A 20,606-nucleotide genomic window follows, 5' to 3' on the forward strand; every position below is an offset into this window, starting at 1 on the left:
CGTCAACCGTTCCCGGTGCCGGAGTATTTCTGACATGACACGCATTTATGCGATTGTTGCCGCCGCATTTATCGCCATTCTGATCGCGGCCCTGTGGTTGCTTACGGTGGGGCGAACCCCGGACGATCGATTTGCAGAGTGCCGCAGCAGCCAGATTGCAGGTGGTTCCGACCAGATCGGCGGACCGTTCGAGCTCGTAAACTCACAGGGTCAGACAGTCACCGACAAGGACGTTTTAACTGAACCGTCGCTGATCTATTTCGGATATACGTTCTGTCCGGATGTTTGCCCGCTGGACGTTGCGCGCAATGCGGTTGCTATCGATATTCTGGAAGAACGCGATCAGATGGTGACGCCGGTGTTCATCTCGATAGATCCGGCGCGGGATACGCCCGAGGCCGTCGGCGATTTTGCTGTCAACCTGCATGAGCGGATGATTGGGCTGACCGGATCGCCCGAGCAGGTCAAGGCGGCAAGCCAAGCCTACAAGACCTATTACAAGGCGCACGAGGCGGAAGACGAGTTCTATCTGGTGGACCATTCGACCTTCAGTTATTTGGTCCTGCCCGACTACGGGTTCGTCGAGTTTTTTCGCCGCGACGTCTCGCCTGACGAAATGGCCGATCAGATTGGGTGTTTTCTGGAAAATTCCTGACGCGACACGGCGTTTGACCTTTGTGGTGACGACGTTAATACTCGATCAATCGCTTTTGCAGCTACCACATCCTTGGAGGACCCGAATGGCCGAACCAGCAGCGCATGAGATCGGACCTGACAAATCCCTGTTGCTGGTGGATGACGACGAACCCTTTCTGCGGCGGCTGGCCAAGGCAATGGAAAAGCGTGGTTTCGAAATCGAAACGGCCTCGTCGGTCGCGGCTGGCAGAGCCATCGCTACAGCGCGCCCACCGGCCTTTGCGGTTGTGGACCTTCGGTTGGAGGATGGAAATGGGCTGGATGTGGTCGAAGTGCTGCGTGAAAAGCGGCCCGACAGTCGGGTGGTGGTTCTGACCGGCTATGGCGCAATTGCCACGGCTGTGGCGGCAGTCAAGATCGGAGCGACCGATTACCTGTCAAAGCCCGCAGATGCGACCGATATCACCAATGCGCTGTTGGCCAATGGCGATGAACTTCCGCCGCCACCGGAAAACCCGATGAGCGCGGATCGCGTGCGCTGGGAGCATATTCAGCGGGTCTACGAGCTGTGCGATCGCAACGTCAGCGAAACCGCACGCCGATTGAACATGCATCGGCGCACTCTGCAGCGGATCCTGGCGAAGCGCAGCCCTCGCTGAGAGTCAGGTCAGTTGCCGCAACAGGGTATTGTGACGATTGGTGTAGTCCGAACGCACCTGAACCGGAGGGCGCAGCCGAATATCGAGATCGGTAATCAGGGTGGGATCGGGTTTGCCAAAGAACTTGTTGGCCTCGGTGACGGAAAACCCCGCGATCCGCGTCGCTTCCATCCACGCGCTGATGCGGTCGGCCTTTTTGATTTGCCGCTTGATGGTCGTGGGGATCGTTGCGGGCAGGCCGAACCGGATGTGAATTGCCGCCACCAGCCGGTCGTCCAGTTCCCCATATCCTGACCCGACAGCGGCCTTGACCGGTGAAATCAAGTCGCCGATCACATATTCGGGCGCGTCATGCAACAGCGCCGCCAGTCGCCATTTGGCCGGGGCGTTTGGGGAAATTCGGCCAAATAGGGCCTCAACCAGCAACGAATGTTCAGCGACGGAATAGGCGAAATCGCCGATGGTCTGCCCGTTCCAGCGCGCGACAAAGGCCAGCCCGTGGGCAATGTCCTCGATTTCGATATCCAGAGGAGTGGGATCCAGCAGATCCAGACGGCGACCTGACAGCATGCGCTGCCATGCGCGGGGTTGTTTGGCCATGCAGCACTTCCTTTTTCGATCGGCGTGTCGTGGACGCGCCGTACATCCCACGAAGCGGCATTGCTGAAAACCGGTTTTTTGCCGGGCGTTGAGAATGCACCCTGAACCTGCTACGGGGGCGCCAACAGGAAGCAAAGGGTGGCCCAATGGCTCAGGATTACATTGTCAAAGACATCGGCCTTGCGGAATATGGCCGTAAGGAGCTGGATATTGCCGAAACCGAAATGCCGGGCCTGATGGCGCTGCGCGAGGAATACGGCGAAAGCAAACCGCTGAAAGGCGCACGGATTGCGGGCAGTTTGCACATGACGATCCAGACCGCGGTGCTGATCGAAACGCTTGTGCATCTTGGGGCCGATGTGCGGTGGGCGTCCTGCAATATTTTTTCCACCCAGGATCACGCAGCAGCGGCAATTGCGGCCACCGGTACGCCGGTTTTCGCGGTCAAGGGCGAAACCTTGCCGGAATACTGGGACTATGCCGACCGGATCTTTGATTTCGCCGAGGGCGGAGCCAACATGATCCTGGACGACGGCGGCGACGCGACGTTGTACATCCTGATGGGCGCGCGGGTCGAAGAGGGTGAGGAAGATCTGATTGCCGTGCCGACCAGCGAGGAAGAAGAGGCCCTTTTTGCGCAGATCAGAAAACGTATCGCAGCCAGCCCGGGCTGGTTCGTAAAGCAGCGCCACATGATCCAGGGTGTGACCGAAGAAACCACCACCGGTGTGCATCGCCTGTATCAGATGATGGAGAAAGGTCACCTGCCGTTCCCGGCGATTAACGTTAACGACAGTGTGACCAAGTCGAAATTCGACAACAAGTACGGCTGTAAGGAATCGCTGGTCGACGGCATCCGTCGCGCCACCGACACGATGATGGCGGGCAAGGTTGCCGTGGTCTGCGGCTACGGCGATGTCGGCAAGGGCTCGGCGGCCAGCCTCAGCGGTGCAGGCGCACGCGTCAAGGTGACCGAGGTCGATCCGATTTGTGCCTTGCAGGCGGCAATGGACGGTTTCGAGGTGGTAACGCTGGAGGATGCGGTTTCGACCGCCGACATCTTCATCACCACTACCGGCAACAAGGATGTTATCCGCATCGAGCATCTACGCGAGATGAAGGATATGGCCATCGTCGGCAATATCGGACATTTCGACAACGAAATTCAGGTCGCGTCGCTGAAGAACCACAAGTGGACCAACATCAAGGAACAGGTGGATATGATCGAGATGCCCACGGGCAACCGGATCATTTTGCTGTCTGAGGGCCGCCTGTTGAACCTAGGCAATGCCACCGGCCATCCGTCCTTTGTGATGTCAGCCAGCTTTACCAATCAGACTCTGGCGCAGATCGAGCTATGGACGCGGGGGGATCAGTACAAGAACGAGGTCTATGTGCTGCCCAAGCATCTGGATGAAAAGGTCGCTCGCCTGCACCTGGCGCGGATCGGCGTGAAACTGTCGTCGCTCAGTCCTGAACAGGCGGCCTATATCGGGGTTGCGCCCGACGGGCCGTTCAAGCCCGAACACTACCGGTACTGACCATTACGTATTCCCCGATTTTCACAAGCCGCGCCCTGACAGTTTCAGGGCGCGGCTTTTTATTGTCCGCGCAGTCTTCTGAACAGCGTTCCATTCCAGTTCAACTATGATGACAGTTATGGTGCCACGGGCGATGGAAAACGGTCGTTCGGGACCATTCGGGCCGTCGTTCCGATTTCGCTGGGCGACAACTGGAGCCTGATATCGCGCACAATTCTGCCGGTGATCCGCCAGAGCGAATTCATCCCGGCAAACAGCGAGTCCGGCATTGGCGACATTACCCAGAGCTTTTTCTTTTCGCCCAAAATGCCTACGGTCGGCGGGCTCATCTGGGGCGTTGGCCAATCGCCTCTGGTCCGATGGCGCTTCGGATGCGGGGATCAAGATAAACGCGGCCTATTTGCAGCCGTTCGTATCCTGCACGACTTCGAGGGCGCGGAGCTTTACCTTGAATACCGCACCCTCCTATGGCCGGGAAACCGAAGAGGCTTCCGTTCCGTTGAATTTCATGGTCACAACGGCTACGCGGATCGGATCGGACCACGTCAGCATCGGCGGCGGTCTGCGGTACTGGGACAACGCGGCACCTGGTGGGCCTGACAGCTGGGGCGCGCGTTTGATGGTGACCTTTCTTTACCCCAAGTCGCAACTCGCCGATGGGGAATGCGAATTGCATTTTCCCTTTTTATCGGTTGAGCAGACGGCTAACCTTTGATGGGGCCGGGACGCTCCGGATTGCAAATTTTAGGAGGTAATATGGGAAAGCGGGATGACTTGATCGCGCAGTATGCGGATGATTTAAAAGGCAAATGTGGCGTCACGCCCGATATGGATTTGCTGACCAAAGTGACGATTGGCTGCGGGCCTGCAATCTATGATGCGGATGCATCCACTGTCGCCGGATCGCAAAAATCGGAACTGGAAACGGTCAAGAACAACTTCTTGATCAAAAAGCTGGGTCTTGCCGATGGTCCTGAATTGATGGCGGCGATAGACAGTGTTCTTGAAACTTACGGCAAGTCCGAGCGCAACAAGTACCGCGCGGTGGTCTACTATATGCTGACCAAGCATTTCGGCAAAGAGTCAGTCTACGGCTGAGGCCGGACCGCCGATTCAGTCGCAAAGCGCCCGGTTCCGCGACTGGGCGTTTAGCATTTGAAACGTATCTTTTGGGCTTTGGGTTTGCGGAATCACCTGGAAATGGGATAGCTATTCCCTATGGCCAGGACGGTCGTGACCTGAGATTTCGAGACGCGTGTGGTGAGTAGGGAGCACGCGGGGTGAGAGGGAGGGTCCAGATACGTCCGGACCCTCCCGCTGTTTTTTTTGCCGACACGCTTCAGAACAGCGTCAGCGCAGTCATCAACAGCTGCAAGACAAAAGATGCTGCCACCGCCGCAGCCACATTCATTAGCCTCCATACAACCCCCCTTGCTGCCGCCGCCTGCCGATATTGGCGATCAGTCGGGGTTTGTCTGTCCCATCTCACAGACGATCCGCCATTCGCAATCGCTGACCGGCTGCACGGACAGGCGTGAATTCTTGACCAGAACCATATCGGTCAGCCGCTCATCCGCCTTGATTTGGTCCAGCGTCACCGGGGTCACAAACGATCGTACTGCCTTGATGTCGACGCAGTCCCAGCGGTCATCATCGGTTGTGCTGTCAGAATGCGCCTCGGCGCAAACTTCTACAATGCCGACAATTTTGCGATCTTTCTGCGACAGATAGAAAAACCCGCGATCACCCAGTTTCATTTCGCGCATGAAATTGCGTGCCTGATAGTTGCGCACGCCATCCCATTCTTCCCCCGCGTCGCCCCTGGCAACCTGCTGGTCCCAGCTCCAGGTCGAGGTTTCGGACTTGAACAGCCAATATGCCATCAGCCAATCACCTTCTTCCATGCCACCAGATCGACCGACTGGAACAGTCCCGCCTTGGCATAGGGGTCGTTTTCCGCCCATGCTTGCGCCGCCTGCATGTTTGGCACATCCAGGATCACCAGCGATCCGATCATCTGCTCCGCTTCATCCAGCAGAGGGCCCGCCTGCGACACGACACCTGTGTCTTCGATATAGGCCAGATGGGCGGCGCGGTTGTCCTTGCGGGTCTGCAGGGCACCGGGCTTGTCCCGGGCAGTCAGGGCGATCAGCATGTCATTCCTCCTTGAGTGGGCGCGCCAACAGTTGTGCCATTGCGTCGTGAATTGTCAGGTCATTGTCCAGCATCGCCACGACCGCGTTGGTGATGGGCATGTCCAGATTCCAATCCACGCACCGGGCGGCAACGGCGCGGGCGGTTGCCGCACCTTCGACTGTGACCGTGGGATCAAACGATTCACCACGGCCCAGCGAAAGGCCCAGACGATAGTTGCGGGATTGATCGGACGTGCAGGTCAGCACCAGATCGCCGAGACCGGACAGCCCGGCCAGTGTTTCGGCGCGCGCCCCCAACGCAATTGCCATGCGCTGCATCTCGGCATTGCCGCGTGTCATCAGCGCGGCGCGGGCGCTGTCGCCCAGCCCTGCGCCGATAACTGCGCCACAGGCGATAGCCATGACGTTCTTGAGTGCCCCGCCCAGCTGTGCTCCGGTCACGTCCGTGGTGCGGTAAAGCCGCAGATTGGCAGTGGTCAGGCCCTGCTGCAATATCCGGCCCAGATCGTCATCCGCGCTGGCCAGCGTCAGCGCGGTTGGCAGTCCCCTAGCGATGTCATGGGCGAAACTTGGGCCGGTCAACAGGGTGTTGCGCCGATGCGCAAGGGCAGAGTCCATCACATCGATCGGGCCATGCCCGCTGTCCAGTTCGATCCCCTTGCAGCAGGCCACCAGCACCCTATCTGCAAGGGTCTGGGCGTGGTCGTTCAGAAAACCACGCAACTGCTGCATCGGCACTGCCAGCAACAGCGTGTCGCAATCGGCCAGATGCGTGACATCTGAGGTGGCGGACAGGGCGTCCGGCAGTCTCACACCAGGCAAATGCTGTGCGTTTTCGCGGTTCAGCCGCATGGCTGCCGCCTGAGTGTGCGAGCGTGCCCACAGGGTCACTGGGCCATTTCCTGCCAGCGAAATCGCCAGCGCCGTACCAAATGCGCCCGCGCCCAAGATGCCTATATTCATGCCTTGGCACCTTTTCGTCCGCTACCCAACAAGGTGGGGCTGATGCGATCCAGCGGCCAGCGCGGGCGGGCGGTCATGTCCATGCCGTCGCGGGCGCCAGACCGAAACCTCTCGATCCCGGCATAGGCAATCATTGCCGCGTTGTCGGTGCACAGGTCCAGCGGCGGCGCGATAAATTCGGCACCAGCCTCGGCGCAGACCAGCCGCAATGCCATGCGGATCTCGGTGTTTGCGGCGACGCCCCCCGCAACCGCGACTGTCGGACGCGTCGGCGCCTCTTGCAGATACAGGCGAAGGGCCCGCCGGGTCTTTTCCGCCAGAACATCGACCACGGCCTGTTGAAAGCCGGCGCACAGGTCGGCGCGATCCTGACGTGTCAGCCCGCCCTTTTGTGTAACAATCTGGTCGCGTTGGCGCATCAGCGCGGTTTTCAACCCGGAAAATGACAGGTTGCAATCCTGCCGGTCCAGCAACGGGCGGGGAAAGCGATAACGGTTCGGATCGCCGTTGCGGGCCTCTGCCTGAACCGAGGGGCCGCCGGGCTGTGCCAGCCCCAATAGGCGCGCGGTCTTGTCGAATGCTTCGCCGGGGGCATCGTCGATGGTGCCCCCCAGACGGACAAATTCATCCGACCCGCGCGCGATCAGGTATTGGCAGTGGCCACCCGACACCAGCAACATCAGATAGGGAAAATCGATGCCATCGGTCAGACGTGGGGTCAGAGCGTGACCTGCCAGATGGTTGATACCGATCAGCGGCAGGCCACATGCGGCAGACAGACCCTTGGCGCACATCACACCCGATAGCACCCCGCCTATCAGACCGGGGCCGGCTGTCACGGCAATGGCGTCCAGATCTGTCAGCGACAGGGCGGCGTTCTGCAGCGCCAGGCGCACGCATTGGTCCAGCTTTTCGGCATGGGCGCGTGCCGCCAGCTCTGGAACAACGCCGCCAAATTGACTGTGCAGTTCAGTTTGCCCAAACACCACCGAAGACAGGATCTCTGCCCTTGCGGATACAGTCTGACGCACGACGGCAGCGGCGGTATCGTCGCAACTGCTTTCCAAGCCCAAAATAGTGACTGTCTGCGACATCAAGCCGACCGTTTCATCCTGTTCTGCGGTGGCGTATCATCCTATTGTTTTGCAAACAATCCCGGTGCGATGAACCCTGATGGCAAACGTAACCCTGTTAATGACCCGCCCCCGGGTTGCCGCAGAACGGTTTATACAGGCCTTGCCGGCAACCCTAAAACACCGGGTCAGCGTCTGTTACTCGCCGTTGTTGGAAATTTTGCCGGTCAATGCAGAGATTGACCTGACGAGGGTGAAGGGGGTCATTTTCACTTCGGTCAATGGGGTATCGTCAACCCTGGGTTTGACACAGCCCTGTGGTCTTGTGGCGTATTGCGTCGGGAAGGCGACCGCAGATGCCGCATCCCAGGCCGGGTGGTCTGCGAAAATGATGGGAGAAACCGCTCGCGAGTTGATCGATACGATGTTGGCGTCACGAGCGGTGGGGCCTTTGCTGCATCTTTCCGGGCAACATGTGCGCGGTGATATTGCGGGTGAACTGACAAATGCGGGCTGTCTTGTGCGGCGCTTGGTGGTCTATGATCAGAAATTGCTGGAGTTGACCGAATCCGCCCAAGTCCTGATTCACGAAGGGGGGCGGATCATCGCTCCGATGTTCTCGGCCAGAACTGCGCGGCATTTTTTCGAGCAGTGCCCCCAGGATGCACGTTTACATGTGATTGCACTCAGCCCAGCGGTAGCGAAACCTCTGCCCAACATGCCCAATTTGACTGTAACCTTGTGCAATCGCCCGGATACGGACAACATGAAGCGTGAGGTCGAAAACGTGTTGAACCTGCTATGCCGGGTTGAGAGTGCCGGGGGCGCGCAGTAACATCTGCCCTGTCCGGGCGTTGACTGAACTGGGAATCGAAGGGGTATTGCAAGGTGGCTGCGAAGAAAACGTCCGGCAAGGACATGGATGCCGACCACGAAAACAAGCTGCAAATGCCCGAGGAGTCGTCAGAGGTGACGGAGCCCGCCCAAGAGCCTGACAGCGCCGATACAGTGACCTCCGACCGGAAATCGCAGCAAGAACCGCTTGTCTTGACCGACGCCGAGGTCGATTCAATTCCTGAGCCTGAGCCTGAGCCTGAGCCTGAGCCTGAGCCTGAGCCTGAGCCTGAGCCTGAGCCTGAGCCTGAGCCTCGTGTCGTGGAGCGGGTGGAAAAGGTCGTGGAAAAACGGAGCGGGTTCGGATCGGCCTTGTTGGGCGGCGTCATCGCGGCCTGTCTCGGGTTTCTGGCGGCGCGATCCGATTTACTGGATCCGGTGCTGCCGCAGTTTCTGAAATCTGACGATTACGCGCAATCTATTGCCGAACTGGAAAGTCAATTTTCGGAACAGTCAAAATCCCTTACCACGCTGACCGATAGGGTTGCGTCGACAAAGGTGCCTGACATCGTGCCGTTGCAAGCGGAACTGGCACAGGTGTCAGCCGATATTGCCCCGCTCAAGACCGATTTGAGCGCGGTCCAATCCGCCCTGTCTGAGTTGGAGCCGCGTTTGGCTGATCTGGACACGCGGCTGACCGACGTTGAAAAGCGCCCGATTTCCGAGGGCGTTTCAGAAGCCGCAATCGCGGCCTATGAAAACGAACTGGCCAAACTACAGGCAGCCATGGCCCAGCAGCGCAGCGAGGTCGAGGGTTTGATCGCGGATGCACGCAAGATCAAGGCCGAAGCTCGGGACCTCGAGGCAAACGCCGCAGCCGCAGCTCAACATGCGGCGAACCAGGCGACGATGGCACATCTGCGCTCCGCTTTGGACGCCGGTGCGCCCTATGCCGATTGGACGGCCGAGTTGGCTGAGGGCGGGGTTGAGATACCCGCTGAGCTGGCTGGTTCGGCACAGGACGGTGTCGCCACTTTGACCGCGCTCAGCGTGGCCTTTCCACCAGCCGCCCGGGCGGGCCTGTCGGCGGCCCGGGCACAGAATGATACGGATCGCAGCATCACCTCGTTCCTGGAACGACAACTGGGCGCGCGTTCTGTCGCGCCGCGCGATGGCGATGACCCGGACGCTGTCCTATCGCGGGCCGAGGCGGCAGTGGCCCAAGGCGATTTGCAGACTGCACTGGCGGAAATCGCCAAACTGCCTGAACCGGCCCGCGCCGCCATGTCCGATTGGGTCGCGACCGCCCAGACCCGTGTTGACACCGTCAAGGCCGCCGATGCTCTGGCCGCAAGCCTGAATACCAATTGAAGGACGTGCCATGCTGTGGTCACTGATCAAGATCCTCATTTTTGTTACGATCGTTGCGCTGCTCGCCATTGGGGCCGGGTATCTTATGGAATCCGAAGGCGGGGTTCAGATCACCTTGGCCGGTACGGAATACACGTTCGGCCCGCTGCAATCCGTGATTGCTGCTGCGATCCTTGTCTTTCTGGTCTGGCTGGGGCTGAAACTACTGAGCCTGCTGGTGGCCACACTGAAATTTCTGAACGGTGATGAAACGGCCCTGTCGCGGTATTTCGACCGCAATCGGGAACGCAAAGGCTATCAGGCCCTGTCGGATGGGTTGCTGGCACTGGCGTCGGGCGAGGGCAAGGTGGCCATGTCCAAGGCGGCCAAGGCCGAAAAATACCTGCACAAACCCGACTTGACGAACCTGCTGACTGCACAGGCCGCTGAATTGACCGGGGATACCCGCAAGGCGACAGAGACTTACAAGCAGCTGATCAAGAACGATACCACGCGGTTCGTCGGTGTGCGCGGGATCATGAAACAAAAGCTGGCCGAGGGCGATACCAAAACCGCGCGAAAACTGGCTGAAAAGGCGTTCGAGCTGAAGCCGCGGCACGAAGAAACGCAGGATGTGTTGCTCAAGCTGCAGGCTCAGGCGCGGGATTGGGCGGGGGCACGCAACACCCTGAACGCCAAGCTGAAGTCCGGCAGCCTGCCGCGCGATGTCTATACCCGGCGCGAGGCGGTCCTGGCCCTGTCCGAGGCACAGGATGTGATTGCGGATGACGCCACCATCGAAAGCCGCGAACGGGCAATCGAAGCCAATCGGCTGTCGCCGGATCTGGTTCCAGCCGCTGCCATGGCGGCGCGCTCTTATATCGCCAAAGGCAAACCGCGCAATGCGGTTCGGGTTCTGAAGAAAGCATGGAGCGTTCAGCCTCACCCGGATCTGGCAGCAGCCTTCGCCGAGATCGAACCCAATGAGACCCCGGACGAGCGGCTCAAGCGCTTCACGGTCCTGACCAAGATTCAGCCGCAAGACCCGGAAACCCGTTTGGTTCTGGCGGAACTGAATATCGTTGCCGAAGATTTCCCCGAAGCGCGACGCGCGTTGGGTGATCTTGTCGAAACGGTCGGTGACGCGCGGGCCTTTACGCTAATGGCGGCCATCGAACGTGGCGAAGGTGCGTCGGACGCCGTGGTTCAGGGTTGGTTGGCCAAGGCATTGAATGCGCCGCGCGGCCCGCAATGGGTCTGCGAGTCTTGCCATCACCTCCATACGGCGTGGGCACCGGTCTGTGAACACTGCGAGAGCTTCGATACGCTGAGTTGGCAAACCCCGCAGACCAGCGACATCAACAGCGCGACCGGAGTTCACATGCTGCCGTTGATCGTAGGAAAACCTGAGAGTGAGTCGGACATTGACGTGTTCGATGCGCAAGTGGGCGATGGCGATGTCCAAGACGGTGACATGCCGCCAGATCACCAAGACGACCGCAAGGACGCCAGCTGATCCGGGTCAGACAACCACTTTCAGCCGTTCCTGTTCGCCTACGCCAAAGACCCGCTTATAGCGTGCAATCTCGTCCGCCGGTCCCATGGCCTTTTCCGGATTGTCCGAAAGCTTGACCGTCGGGTGGCCATTTGCGGTGACGGCCTTGCAAACCAGCGAAAAGGGTGCCAGCGCGTCGTCTGGCACCAACCCGCGAAAATCGTTGGTCAGCAGTGTCCCCCAGCCAAAAGACACGTTGGTGCGCCCGGAAAACTGTTGTTGCAGTTGGATGATCTTGTCCACGTCCAGCCCGTCGGAAAAGATCACGCGCTTGGCCATCGGATCCTCGCCGCGCGACCGCCACCAGTCAATTGCGATCTCGGCGCCTTTGGCGGGATCGCCGCTGTCGATGCGCATTCCGGTCCAGCCGGCCAGCCAGTCGGGGGCGTTGTCCAGAAAGCCCTGGGTGCCATATGTATCCGGCAGGATGATCCGCAAGTTGCCTTCGTGTTCTTCGTGCCAATCCGACAAAACGTCATACGGCGCTTTGGCCAGGGCATCATCGTCTTTGGCCAGCGCGGCATAGACCATCGGCAGTTCATGCGCGTTGGTGCCAATTGCTTCCACTTCGCGGCGCATGGCGATCAAGCAGTTCGACGTGCCGGTAAATTTTTTCCCCAGCCCCTCGCGCATTGCCTGAACGCACCAGTCCTGCCACATGAAGGAATGGCGACGGCGGGTCCCGAAATCGGCGATGCCGAGCGCTTCCAGCGGTCGCAGACGTTCGATCTTTTCCCAGACCCGGGTCATCGCGCGGGCATACAGCACTTGCAGTTCGAACCGGCCCATCACGTTCAACACCGCCCGTCCCCGCAATTCCATCAGTACGGCCAGCGCCGGAATTTCCCACAGCATGACTTCGGGCCATCTGCCTTCGAATGTCAGCTCGTATTGATCGCCGCGCCGTTCAAGATGATAGGCAGGCAGACGCAAGCCTTCGAACCACTCCATGAAATCTGACCGGAACATCTGGCGTTTGCCATAGAATGTGTTGCCGCGCAGCCATGTGCTTTCACCTCGGGACAGGGACAGAGACCGGATGTGATCGAGTTGCTCGCGCAGCTCGCCTTCGTCGATCAGATCCGCCAGAGGGACAGCCTTGGATCGGTTTATCAGCGAGAACGTGACTTCGGTATCGGGTTTGTTGCGAAATACCGATTGGCACATCAGCAGCTTGTAAAAATCCGTATCGATAAGCGACCGCACAATAGGGTCGATCTTCCACTTGTGATTATAGACGCGGGTTGCGATGTCCACGGCGCGCTCCTTGCGGTTTTCCCCGTTAGATCAAGGGGGCGTGCGTATGTCCAGAACAGGCGTGCCCGGCTTACAGGCGGACGTCAGCCGAACGCATCGCTTTCAGGGCCCGGTCCAGCGATCCATCCAAGTCGATTGCCCGGCAGGCCGACAGATCCACGGCTACCGAATATCCCAACCGCGCAGCATCGACGGCAGAAAAATGAACGCAAAAATCCGTTGCCAAACCGACCAGTGTCAGATCCGTGATTCCACGGCAGCGCAGATATCCGTCTAACCCGGTGGGTGTGGTTCGGTCATTCTCGAAGAAAGCCGAATAGCTGTCGATTTCGCTGCGAAAGCCCTTGCGCAGTATCAGGTTTCCGTCGGTGCGTAGATCCGGATGGAAACCGGCACCAACGCTGCCTTGCACACAGTGATCTGGCCACAGAACCTGCGGCCCATATGGCATTTCTGCAACCTCGTAAGCGGATTTCTCCGGATGGGATGATGCGAACGAGCGGTGCGCGAATGGATGCCAGTCCTGCGTCAGCACGACTGCGTCGAAATTTTCGATCATCGCGTTGATGATAGGCACGACTTCGTTTCCGCCAGGCACCGCCAGCGCACCACCGGGACAGAAATCATTCTGCACATCAATCACGATCAGGGCCTGGCTCATGGGGGTCTTCCTTGCTTTGCTCTACATGGGTAAGGTTGCGCTTGCGCTGCGTCAATGCGGGCCTTGATCGGGACAACTTGCGGGGCTAGATCGTCGTCCATGTACACAATCGCCGCGCTCTACCATTTCACCCGGTTTGCTTCTCCTGCCGACCTGAAACCGGCTTTGCTGGATCTGTGCCAGAGCCAATCCGTCAAAGGAACCCTGTTGCTGGCGCAAGAGGGAATAAATGGAACCGTCGCCGGGCCACGCGCGGGCATTGATGCCGTTCTCGCCCATATCCGCGGTTTGCCGGGGTGCGACACCCTGGAGTGGAAAGAATCCACCAGCGCCAAGCCCCCGTTTGGCAGGATCAAGGTGCGTCTGAAGAAAGAGATCGTGACCATGGGGCAACCGGATGTCGACCCGCGCGCGCGGGTTGGGCACTATGTCGAAGCACAGGATTGGAATGCCCTGATCCAAAGCCCGGACGTGGCAGTGATCGACACACGCAACGATTATGAGGTGGCGATTGGCACGTTTGATGGGGCCATTGATCCGCAAACACGCTCATTTGGCGAATTCCCGGCCTGGTGGGAAGCCAACCGTGAGCGGTTTCACAACAAGCGGATCGCGATGTTCTGTACTGGCGGGATCCGGTGCGAGAAATCCACAAACTACCTGCTGGGGCAAGGCGTGACGGACGTTTTCCATCTTAGAGGTGGAATTCTGAAATACCTTGAAGAGATCCCAGCCGAAGACAGTGTTTGGCAGGGCGAGTGTTTTGTTTTCGACAATCGGGTCAGCGTAGGGCACGGGCTGCGTGAAGGTCCCCATGCGTTGTGCCACGGGTGTCGTCGCCCGCTGCTGCCCAGCGATACCTCACGGCCTGAATATGAACTCGGCGTCTCCTGCCATCACTGTATCCACGAGACTTCGGCATCGGACAAAGACCGGTTTCGGGAGCGGCAGAAACAGATCCGCCTGACCCGCGCACGCGGTGCGGAGCATCTGGGCCGCCCGGACTGACACCACCTATCCCAAAGGACCTTTTGTGGAATTGAAAGTCCACGCTTTGATCTCCCTGTCTCCCAGACGGGATCGCTTTAACGCGAAGAGTCGTCTTATGATCCGAACCTTTCCAAATGAACCGCAGCCGGTGCGGGGGCTTATTGGGGGCGGATAAGCTCCTGCAATATTCGATCGGCAACACTGCGTCTTCTATCTCGGCTACCCACTGTCCGGCCGTGCATGTTTGCATGCACGAGAGGGGACCTCGCCGAAGTTCAGAGGGCTGAAGGTAAGCTACATCTACTCGTCGGTATCGACCGCACCAGCAAGTTCGCTGTGACCCAGCTCGTTGAAAAGGCCGACCGGCGCACTGCTTGAGAGTTCCTCCAGCACATGCTCGAAGCCGTGCCTTACCAGGTTCACACTCTTCTGACAGATATCGGCGTCCAGTTCGCCGAGCCCTCCCGGAACCGGAACACTGCCTACTCCAGACCAATGCGCTTCGATAGGATCTGCGAAGCCAATGGAGTTGGGCATCGGCTGACGACGCCGAGCCACCCCTGGACCAACGGCCAGGTCGAGCGCCCTCTTCTCGGCAGATTGCGGCGCAATCGCCTGCCGGGCAACGGAACCGAACAATTCAGGGCGCGACAGTTAAACGCTTCCTTTACGAGAGCCATGATCGGCGGCGCGCGCATCTCGCCGACGTCGTGGACGCCTACAGCTTCGCGCGCCGCCTGAAGACCCTCGGCGGCCTCACGCGCTGTGAATACATCTGCAAAACTGGACATCGGATCCAGACAGATTCATCTGGGACCCGATCCACCAGATGCCGGGACTGAACACCTAAAACGCGGGAAATTTCGGGGAGAAAGTCAGCTAGATTGTAGCAACGTCAGGGCATTGGCGCTCGATGAGTTAGCGACATTCATTTCAGCAATCTGCGATCTCGCCAAGTACAATGTCGTAAACTTTTCGACCATTGCAGGGTCCGAGAATTGTGAAACCGTGTCGTCGCCAGTAATAGCGCGAGTTTTCTCGCGAAATACTTTCAATTGTTGATCAATATCGATTTGGCCAAAAGCACTTGGAAGCCCCAGAGCGGTTTCAAACATGGAACGCAATGGGGGAAGACCCATCAATGAAAACCACTTGGTATCCTCGCTGATATCCTTGTCCGCCAACTCGCCCAGTTCACGTTGCGCATACAGCGCTATTCGCATCGTGTCGTCTTGTTCGCCGACGGAGACTTCGAACGAATGCGTTTGGTACTGCGCTACGATATCGTTCATATTTTCGGAAAAGCCAGTTGTGACGGCTGCGCCGGGGCCGAATCCGAAAGCTTCACTCAGTTTTCGGTACCGTTCATCGGTCAACTTATTGGCAAGCGCATCGTCGCTGCTAGTTCCATCCGAGAGTATTCTTTGAATGAAATAGCGGTTGTCTATGTCGTCCTGCAACCCAAAGGCACCAAGAGCGACACCTAGCAATCGGCGATTTTTTACGAGGTCTTCTGCAGAACGCATATCGCCGATGTTCTCATTAAAGTAATCGATCTCTCGTTGAATCTGTGACGATGCGTTGAACGCCTCGAATTGGGCTTCATGGGTGCGTTGCAGAAACCGCCAGCCAACCAGTCCGGTACTTGGTATTACCGGCTGGTAGCTCATGACGGGCGTGCCGCGAACAGCCTGTCTTCGCGCGGTAGCAGCGTGCGCAGCGCTTTAAGGCATTTGTAGTGATGTTCCTGGATCAAGGATTCTGTCGCCTGGGCGAGACATGCCCGGCTATCGGGATCGGTGAATATCTGACTCAGTTCTTCAATCCGGCGTAGCAATGCGAAACGGGCGGTTTCCGGATCGCTGTCACCTGTCAGAATGAGTTGGGCCGCATAGCAGACCCGACGAACCGGTGTGTTCGCTTCTTCTGGGTGAATCGCGTCTCGCAACCTGAGAATCTTGGCATCGGGCGTCACGATCGAGAGCCGACTACGGCGGTCGCCATTTTCAATGACGGCACCATTGACCAGGACGCGTTCCTTAGGAGCCAACTTAAGAACCAACCCGCTCATCTCTGGCTGCCCCGGCTGCGTAGGCCGCGCATGATGGCTGTGTTGACTTCGAGCAAGGGCTCGACCGACGCTTGGCGCGCCAGGACCTTGCTGGTGTGATGATTCGTGAACTCGGCGAGATAGAACAATCTTGCTTTCAGGTCTTTGGGCAGCGAGTTGCCGGGATCGGCAACATCGATTGCAAAGATATTCCATAGTTTTCTGTTGTCATGCAAAGCTTCAGCCAAGGACGTGAAGCCTGCCGGACCCATTTCATGGGATGATTTCATGCGAGTTGTGATGCGGGCAACCGCTTCGTATTCTGTGCCACGAGTCGTACGCGTTGGAGTAGAAGCGGCGGAGTAGGCACGATGCGCTTGGGAAAGAGCGTTCAAGTCATGTCCTCACGATTAGGGGTAATTGAGGTGAGAAGCCGGGGCGCAATACGCCCCGGCAAGCGCTGTTAGCGGAACAACGACAGAATGGTCTGCGGTGCCTGGTTGGCGATCGACAGGGCTTGTACACCCAACTGCTGCTGAGTTTGCAGGGCTTGCAATCGTGCTGAAGCTTCTTCCATATCAGCGTCCACCAGAGACCCGATACCGGCCTTCATGGCATCGGTTAGCTTGCCAACAAACGAGTTTTGGTCGCTGATTCGTTTGCCGGAAGCGCCCAGCGCAGCAGCGCCTTCAATGGCGACTTGCAGAAACCCTTCGATCTCAGTCAGCGCTGTTTGTGCATCGGCCGCATCGGCAACTGCAGTCCGTCCCGCGACAGCCAGACCCGCTTCGAAGTCTGCAGTCGCTACATCGATCGTCGAAATGGTCGGCGCATTGCCGTTGGCAGATGTATTGGCCCCGGCGCGATCAAGCGAGGAGATCACCGTCAACTGAGTTCCGCCATTACCATCCGCATCCGTTTTCAACAGGTTCACCCCGTTGAATTGGGAAGCTCCGATGATCGCCGTGATCTGGGCTTCCTTTTCCGCCATATCAGCTTCTATTTTGGCAAAATCGGCAGTTTCACTTGCTCCGGAAATTGCAAGCTCTTTCATTTCTTTCAGAACGTTGACGATTTCTTCTGCCCCGGCGGACGCAACAGCAACCGTCGACTCACCAATCGCAAGGCTGTCGGAAACGGCGTTGAAACCGCTCACGTCCGATTCCATCACCTTGGAGATTGCCCAGATGGCGGAGTTGTCCTTGGCGCCTACGATATCTTTACCCGTGGCAATCTGATCCTGGGTTTTCGCCAGGTTCGAGTTGATGGATTTCAGGGTTTGCAGCGCAACCATTGCACTGTTGTTCGTCAGAATGCTTGACATAGCACTTTCCTTTAGTCACTTGGGCAAGTTCCGCCCGGTTGATTTCCGCCCTGTTTGGGCGGGCTAAACGTCTTTCTGACTACTGCGACCACCGATCATCCGGTTTCGCGCCACTTCGTCTTGAAGTGCATCGTTACCATGCAGCGGCAGGTCCTAATGGAGTCCTAAAGGCGGCAATGTGCTTGTTTCGCATTTTCCTAAATCTGGAATTCAGGCGCGTTTCTCGACATTTGGTCGGGTTTGCATACCGAAACTTTGCTTCTGGCCCTGATGGTCATAGGTTTCCAGCCCGCTGCGCACCCGACGCAGATCGGCCATGCGGTTTGCGACCGCCCGAATGCCGTCTAGTGCGCTGGCCAAAAGGGCCTGGTTACGCGTTACCTTTTTCTGGACCGCTGCCAATTGCTGTTGTTCGATGGATTGCAATGCATTGATGTTCTCGATCAACCTCTCCTTGGCCAGCATCAGCTCGCCAATCTGCTCCAGATCTCCCTGCAGCAACGCATTCCGCTCGCGATCCAGTGCGTTGTCCAATTCGTCAATCAGGTCCCGTGGGTCTTCAGTTGTCATGTTCTGCCTCCTTCAGGGCGTTAAAAAGCGATTCGGCCAGGCCGATGCCCCCGCTGCGCGCGATTTGATCCGCCTGTGCACGTACAAGGAGCGACCCGAACTGATCTTCGCCGGCCCCTCCCCCCATGATGTCACGGCTCTTGCCCAAACCGGCAGATTTCAGCATTTCAGTCAGAAAGGCCGCCTCTAGGTCGGTTGCGGCTTGGCGCAGCGGATCTTTAGCGGGTGCCACCCCAGACAGCGTAGTCGGTGGCGTTGGTGAGATTGGAGTCATGATTTGCCTCGAATTGCTCGGATCTTCTGAGCATGGGGCGGATCCGGTTAAAAAAAACGTAACCGGTATGAATAACAATGTGGGCAACGCGATAGAATTCCGGGGCAACATGCATATCAGTGTCATGCCATCGCCAGCGACGGGCGATTCAATAAACGAAAAAATGGCCTCGGCCAGTTCAAAGAGCGAATTGCGAAGGCAAACTCCCACATTCGGTGCTTTGTTTGACAGTACGTCTGACGATGAGTTGCCAATTGAGGCGAGCGCAGACGCCGCCCCGGATGAAGCATGTGGTGAAGCACCAGACGACGCCGAGGTGTTGCCCACTGAAATCCACGCAACGCCGATGGTGAGGGATCAGAAGATACACACCGAACCCGAAGACGACGCAGATCTCGTGTTTGATGCGGACCTTAACGATTCGGGTGAGGCCGACACGGATTGGCTTGTCGGAGAAAATCAGCAAGCCATATCGCCTGACCCCGTGGCGGGGGCCATAGGGGAAAAGATTGCTGGTGAAGTTTGCGCGACACCGGTTTCTAATGGCAAGTCGGATAGCGCCGATGGTGTGAAATCACTCGATTCGGATCCGGCGGGTGTGGCCAGAGGGACGAGACAACAGGGTGTGTGGGTTAGGACCGAATGGTCCAGTGCAGATATGGAAAGGTCGGGTGAGGGCAATGAGAACCGGGCACGCATACCAGAGCAGGTCGGGTCGGCATTAGTTGGTGAATTTGCCTCACAGGATAAGAACGTAAAGGTCAGATCTGCGCGCGGGACTTCCGAACTATTTGAGGGTCAGAAAAACCATGTAGCGGCAGAAGCTGCCGAGCGCATGACCCACAGGCTTGCACCTAAAATGACAGACGCCGGTACGCTTGGGATGTCCCATTTTTCGCTATTGGATTCAGAACCGCAATTTGGGCCCGGATCTTTGGGACGCGAAACGTTCCAAGGCTTGCCCGGGCGCGCGGATACGGGTCCGGTGGCAACGGGTTCGGTCGCATCTGAACTGGGTTTGCAGCGTGCAGAGACGGTTCGCAGCGCGGCAGCACAGGCCGTCGAGGTCTTTGTGCGCCAACCGGGGAAGCCGGTTGAAATCACTTTGAACCCACAAGAACTCGGAAAAGTTCGAATGGCACTGTCGACCACAGAGGTTGGCGTGACTGTCGTCATCCTTTCCGATCGCCCTGAAACCCTGGATCTGATGCGCCGCAACATAGACCAGTTGGCTCAGGAATTCCGCAACCTAGGTTACGAGAGCACCAATTTCCAGTTCGGCGAGGAAGCCACGGGCGACGCGCCTCACAGGCGTGAAGGCGAGGCCTATGTCGTAGCCGAAGAAACGTCCGCTGGCGCCTTGGCACCAGCATCCAATCCCCGCCCGGTTTCAACCGGGCTCGATCTGAGGCTGTGATCCATGATTGACTCCACAAATTCGACAGCGTCCACTCCCTCTGCGGGGGCAACGCCCTCTAAGACGGCTACTCCAAAAGCAAGCGGTTTGACTTCGGATTTTGAAACGTTCCTCAAGATGCTGACAGCGCAGGCCAAGTATCAAGACCCGTTAGAGCCGATTGATTCGACGGAATACTCGGCTCAGCTGGCGCAATTCTCGATGGTCGAACAGCAAGTTCAGACCAACGACAATCTGTCTGCTCTGCTTATGCAGCTAGGGTCGGGAAGTATGGCGTCGGTGGCAGGTTGGGTCGGAATGGAGGCCAGAGCGCAGACACCCATGGAATTCAGCGGGCAACCGATTACGATCGCACCCAATCCCGCTCGGACAGCCGATCAAGCCTTTTTGGTTGTGTCCGACGTCCAGGGCAAGGAGGTACAGCGTTTGAGTATCCCCACTACTACGGCTCCTGTCCAATGGGCTGGCGTGGATGATGGGGGCTCGCCTTTTAAGAACGGAACTTACAGCTTTTCGGTCGAAAGCTACGCTAATGGCAAGATGATCCAATCTGAGCCAGCAGAAATCTATGGTCGCATCACCGAGGCGCAGATCCAGGATGGAGAAATTGTATTGGTTCTCGACGGCGGCCAAGCCATTCCTTCCACTTCGGTAACGGCATTGCGCGAACCAAGTTGATCCTGTCAGATCGGGATG

General features: G+C 58.1%; 24 protein-coding genes and 1 pseudogene. 12 read left to right on the plus strand and 13 right to left on the minus strand.

Annotated elements, in window-relative coordinates:
* Positions 1 to 34: 34 nt before the first annotated feature.
* Complete coding sequence (locus NANH_RS0114190; RefSeq protein ID WP_027262639.1) at positions 35 to 655, plus strand: SCO family protein; 621 nt, start codon at positions 35 to 37, stop codon at positions 653 to 655.
* An 85-nt stretch (positions 656 to 740) separates the two neighbouring features.
* Positions 741 to 1,295, plus strand: coding sequence for an ActR/PrrA/RegA family redox response regulator transcription factor (locus NANH_RS0114195; RefSeq protein ID WP_027262640.1), 555 nt, complete (start codon positions 741 to 743; stop codon positions 1,293 to 1,295).
* A 3-nt stretch (positions 1,296 to 1,298) separates the two neighbouring features.
* Here NANH_RS0114195 and NANH_RS0114200 read toward each other — a convergent pair whose 3' ends face one another.
* Complete coding sequence (locus NANH_RS0114200) at positions 1,299 to 1,895, minus strand: HD domain-containing protein (protein WP_027262641.1); 597 nt, start codon at positions 1,893 to 1,895, stop codon at positions 1,299 to 1,301.
* A gap of 146 nt (positions 1,896 to 2,041) precedes the next feature.
* Between NANH_RS0114200 and ahcY the strand changes: the two genes are divergently transcribed.
* The 3 genes from ahcY (at position 2,042) to NANH_RS0114215 (ending at position 4,534) form a co-directional block, all read left to right on the plus strand.
* The gene (ahcY, locus tag NANH_RS0114205; protein WP_027262642.1) at positions 2,042 to 3,436 is read left to right on the plus strand and encodes an adenosylhomocysteinase; all 1,395 of its coding nucleotides are present in this window, start codon (positions 2,042 to 2,044) and stop codon (positions 3,434 to 3,436) included.
* Positions 3,437 to 3,884: 448 nt separating this feature from the next.
* Positions 3,885 to 4,151, plus strand: a complete 267-nt coding sequence (locus NANH_RS27470; RefSeq protein WP_139236419.1) for a hypothetical protein — start codon at positions 3,885 to 3,887, stop codon at positions 4,149 to 4,151.
* Positions 4,152 to 4,192: 41 nt separating this feature from the next.
* Positions 4,193 to 4,534, plus strand: coding sequence for a DUF2853 family protein (locus NANH_RS0114215; RefSeq protein WP_027262643.1), 342 nt, complete (start codon positions 4,193 to 4,195; stop codon positions 4,532 to 4,534).
* A 362-nt stretch (positions 4,535 to 4,896) separates the two neighbouring features.
* Here the strand turns inward: NANH_RS0114215 and NANH_RS0114220 are convergent, their stop codons facing one another.
* From NANH_RS0114220 to tsaD, 4 genes are read right to left on the minus strand one after another with little or no spacing between them, the layout of a single operon-like run.
* Entirely contained in the window at positions 4,897 to 5,319 is a 423-nt protein-coding gene (locus tag NANH_RS0114220; RefSeq protein ID WP_027262644.1) for an EVE domain-containing protein, read from the minus strand.
* Positions 5,319 to 5,591, minus strand: coding sequence for a YciI family protein (locus NANH_RS0114225; RefSeq protein ID WP_027262645.1), 273 nt, complete (start codon positions 5,589 to 5,591; stop codon positions 5,319 to 5,321). Before NANH_RS0114225 ends, NANH_RS0114220 begins: the two co-directional genes overlap by 1 nt.
* 1 nt (position 5,592) lies before the next feature.
* Complete coding sequence (locus tag NANH_RS0114230) at positions 5,593 to 6,555, minus strand: NAD(P)H-dependent glycerol-3-phosphate dehydrogenase (RefSeq protein ID WP_027262646.1); 963 nt, start codon at positions 6,553 to 6,555, stop codon at positions 5,593 to 5,595.
* Positions 6,552 to 7,649 carry a tRNA (adenosine(37)-N6)-threonylcarbamoyltransferase complex transferase subunit TsaD gene (gene tsaD / locus NANH_RS0114235; RefSeq protein WP_027262647.1) on the minus strand — a complete coding sequence of 366 codons (1,098 nt, stop codon included), beginning with the start codon at positions 7,647 to 7,649 and terminating at the stop codon, positions 6,552 to 6,554. Before tsaD ends, NANH_RS0114230 begins: the two co-directional genes overlap by 4 nt.
* A 100-nt stretch (positions 7,650 to 7,749) precedes the next feature.
* Between tsaD and NANH_RS0114240 the strand changes: the two genes are divergently transcribed.
* From NANH_RS0114240 to NANH_RS0114250, 3 genes are read left to right on the plus strand one after another with little or no spacing between them, the layout of a single operon-like run.
* Positions 7,750 to 8,463, plus strand: coding sequence for a uroporphyrinogen-III synthase (locus NANH_RS0114240; protein ID WP_027262648.1), 714 nt, complete (start codon positions 7,750 to 7,752; stop codon positions 8,461 to 8,463).
* Between the two features lie 53 nt (positions 8,464 to 8,516).
* Positions 8,517 to 9,833 carry a COG4223 family protein gene (locus NANH_RS26245; protein ID WP_036049864.1) on the plus strand — a complete coding sequence of 439 codons (1,317 nt, stop codon included), beginning with the start codon at positions 8,517 to 8,519 and terminating at the stop codon, positions 9,831 to 9,833.
* Between the two features lie 10 nt (positions 9,834 to 9,843).
* The gene (locus tag NANH_RS0114250; protein ID WP_027262649.1) at positions 9,844 to 11,328 is read left to right on the plus strand and encodes a heme biosynthesis protein HemY; all 1,485 of its coding nucleotides are present in this window, start codon (positions 9,844 to 9,846) and stop codon (positions 11,326 to 11,328) included.
* A 6-nt stretch (positions 11,329 to 11,334) separates the two neighbouring features.
* Here the strand turns inward: NANH_RS0114250 and pncB are convergent, their stop codons facing one another.
* Together pncB and pncA are read right to left on the minus strand one after the other, a co-directional pair.
* The gene (gene pncB, locus NANH_RS0114255) at positions 11,335 to 12,624 is read right to left on the minus strand and encodes a nicotinate phosphoribosyltransferase (RefSeq protein ID WP_027262650.1); all 1,290 of its coding nucleotides are present in this window, start codon (positions 12,622 to 12,624) and stop codon (positions 11,335 to 11,337) included.
* A 70-nt stretch (positions 12,625 to 12,694) separates the two neighbouring features.
* A complete protein-coding gene (pncA, locus tag NANH_RS0114260; protein ID WP_027262651.1) occupies positions 12,695 to 13,285 on the minus strand; it encodes a bifunctional nicotinamidase/pyrazinamidase in 591 nt (196 codons plus the stop codon).
* A 99-nt stretch (positions 13,286 to 13,384) separates the two neighbouring features.
* Between pncA and trhO the strand changes: the two genes are divergently transcribed.
* Positions 13,385 to 14,293, plus strand: a complete 909-nt coding sequence (gene trhO, locus NANH_RS0114265; protein WP_027262652.1) for an oxygen-dependent tRNA uridine(34) hydroxylase TrhO — start codon at positions 13,385 to 13,387, stop codon at positions 14,291 to 14,293.
* 243 nt (positions 14,294 to 14,536) lie between these two features.
* Positions 14,537 to 15,125: pseudogene (locus NANH_RS29345) on the plus strand (IS481 family transposase); the annotation flags it as partial.
* Positions 15,126 to 15,150: 25 nt separating this feature from the next.
* On the opposite strand, the gene NANH_RS0114275 reads toward NANH_RS29345, so the two are convergent.
* The 6 genes from NANH_RS0114275 to NANH_RS0114300 form a co-directional block, all read right to left on the minus strand.
* Positions 15,151 to 15,945, minus strand: coding sequence for a DUF1217 domain-containing protein (locus NANH_RS0114275; RefSeq protein ID WP_027262654.1), 795 nt, complete (start codon positions 15,943 to 15,945; stop codon positions 15,151 to 15,153).
* Positions 15,942 to 16,346: a flagellar biosynthesis repressor FlbT gene (gene flbT / locus NANH_RS0114280; RefSeq protein ID WP_027262655.1), complete on the minus strand. Its 405-nt coding sequence runs from the start codon at positions 16,344 to 16,346 to the stop codon at positions 15,942 to 15,944. The genes NANH_RS0114275 and flbT overlap by 4 nt, the downstream gene beginning before the upstream one ends.
* Positions 16,343 to 16,720 (minus strand): flagellar biosynthesis regulator FlaF, encoded by a 378-nt coding sequence (gene flaF / locus NANH_RS0114285; protein ID WP_027262656.1) that lies wholly within the window; start codon positions 16,718 to 16,720, stop codon positions 16,343 to 16,345. Before flaF ends, flbT begins: the two co-directional genes overlap by 4 nt.
* 68 nt (positions 16,721 to 16,788) lie before the next feature.
* Positions 16,789 to 17,649, minus strand: coding sequence for a flagellin N-terminal helical domain-containing protein (locus NANH_RS0114290; protein WP_027262657.1), 861 nt, complete (start codon positions 17,647 to 17,649; stop codon positions 16,789 to 16,791).
* Positions 17,650 to 17,859: 210 nt separating this feature from the next.
* Entirely contained in the window at positions 17,860 to 18,219 is a 360-nt protein-coding gene (locus NANH_RS0114295) for a hypothetical protein (protein WP_027262658.1), read from the minus strand.
* Entirely contained in the window at positions 18,209 to 18,493 is a 285-nt protein-coding gene (locus NANH_RS0114300) for a rod-binding protein (protein WP_027262659.1), read from the minus strand. Before NANH_RS0114300 ends, NANH_RS0114295 begins: the two co-directional genes overlap by 11 nt.
* On the opposite strand from NANH_RS0114300, the gene fliK reads away from it, so the two are divergent.
* On the plus strand, positions 18,492 to 19,910 hold the full coding sequence (gene fliK / locus NANH_RS26250; RefSeq protein ID WP_036049867.1) for a flagellar hook-length control protein FliK: 1,419 nt from the start codon (positions 18,492 to 18,494) through the stop codon (positions 19,908 to 19,910). The two genes, NANH_RS0114300 and fliK, sit on opposite strands and share 2 nt — an antisense overlap.
* A 3-nt stretch (positions 19,911 to 19,913) precedes the next feature.
* Positions 19,914 to 20,588 carry a flagellar hook capping FlgD N-terminal domain-containing protein gene (locus tag NANH_RS0114310; protein WP_027262660.1) on the plus strand — a complete coding sequence of 225 codons (675 nt, stop codon included), beginning with the start codon at positions 19,914 to 19,916 and terminating at the stop codon, positions 20,586 to 20,588.
* Positions 20,589 to 20,606: the final 18 nt, after the last annotated feature.

It is taken from the genome of Sedimentitalea nanhaiensis DSM 24252 (assembly GCF_000473225.1).
GTDB lineage: Bacteria > Pseudomonadota > Alphaproteobacteria > Rhodobacterales > Rhodobacteraceae > Sedimentitalea > Sedimentitalea nanhaiensis.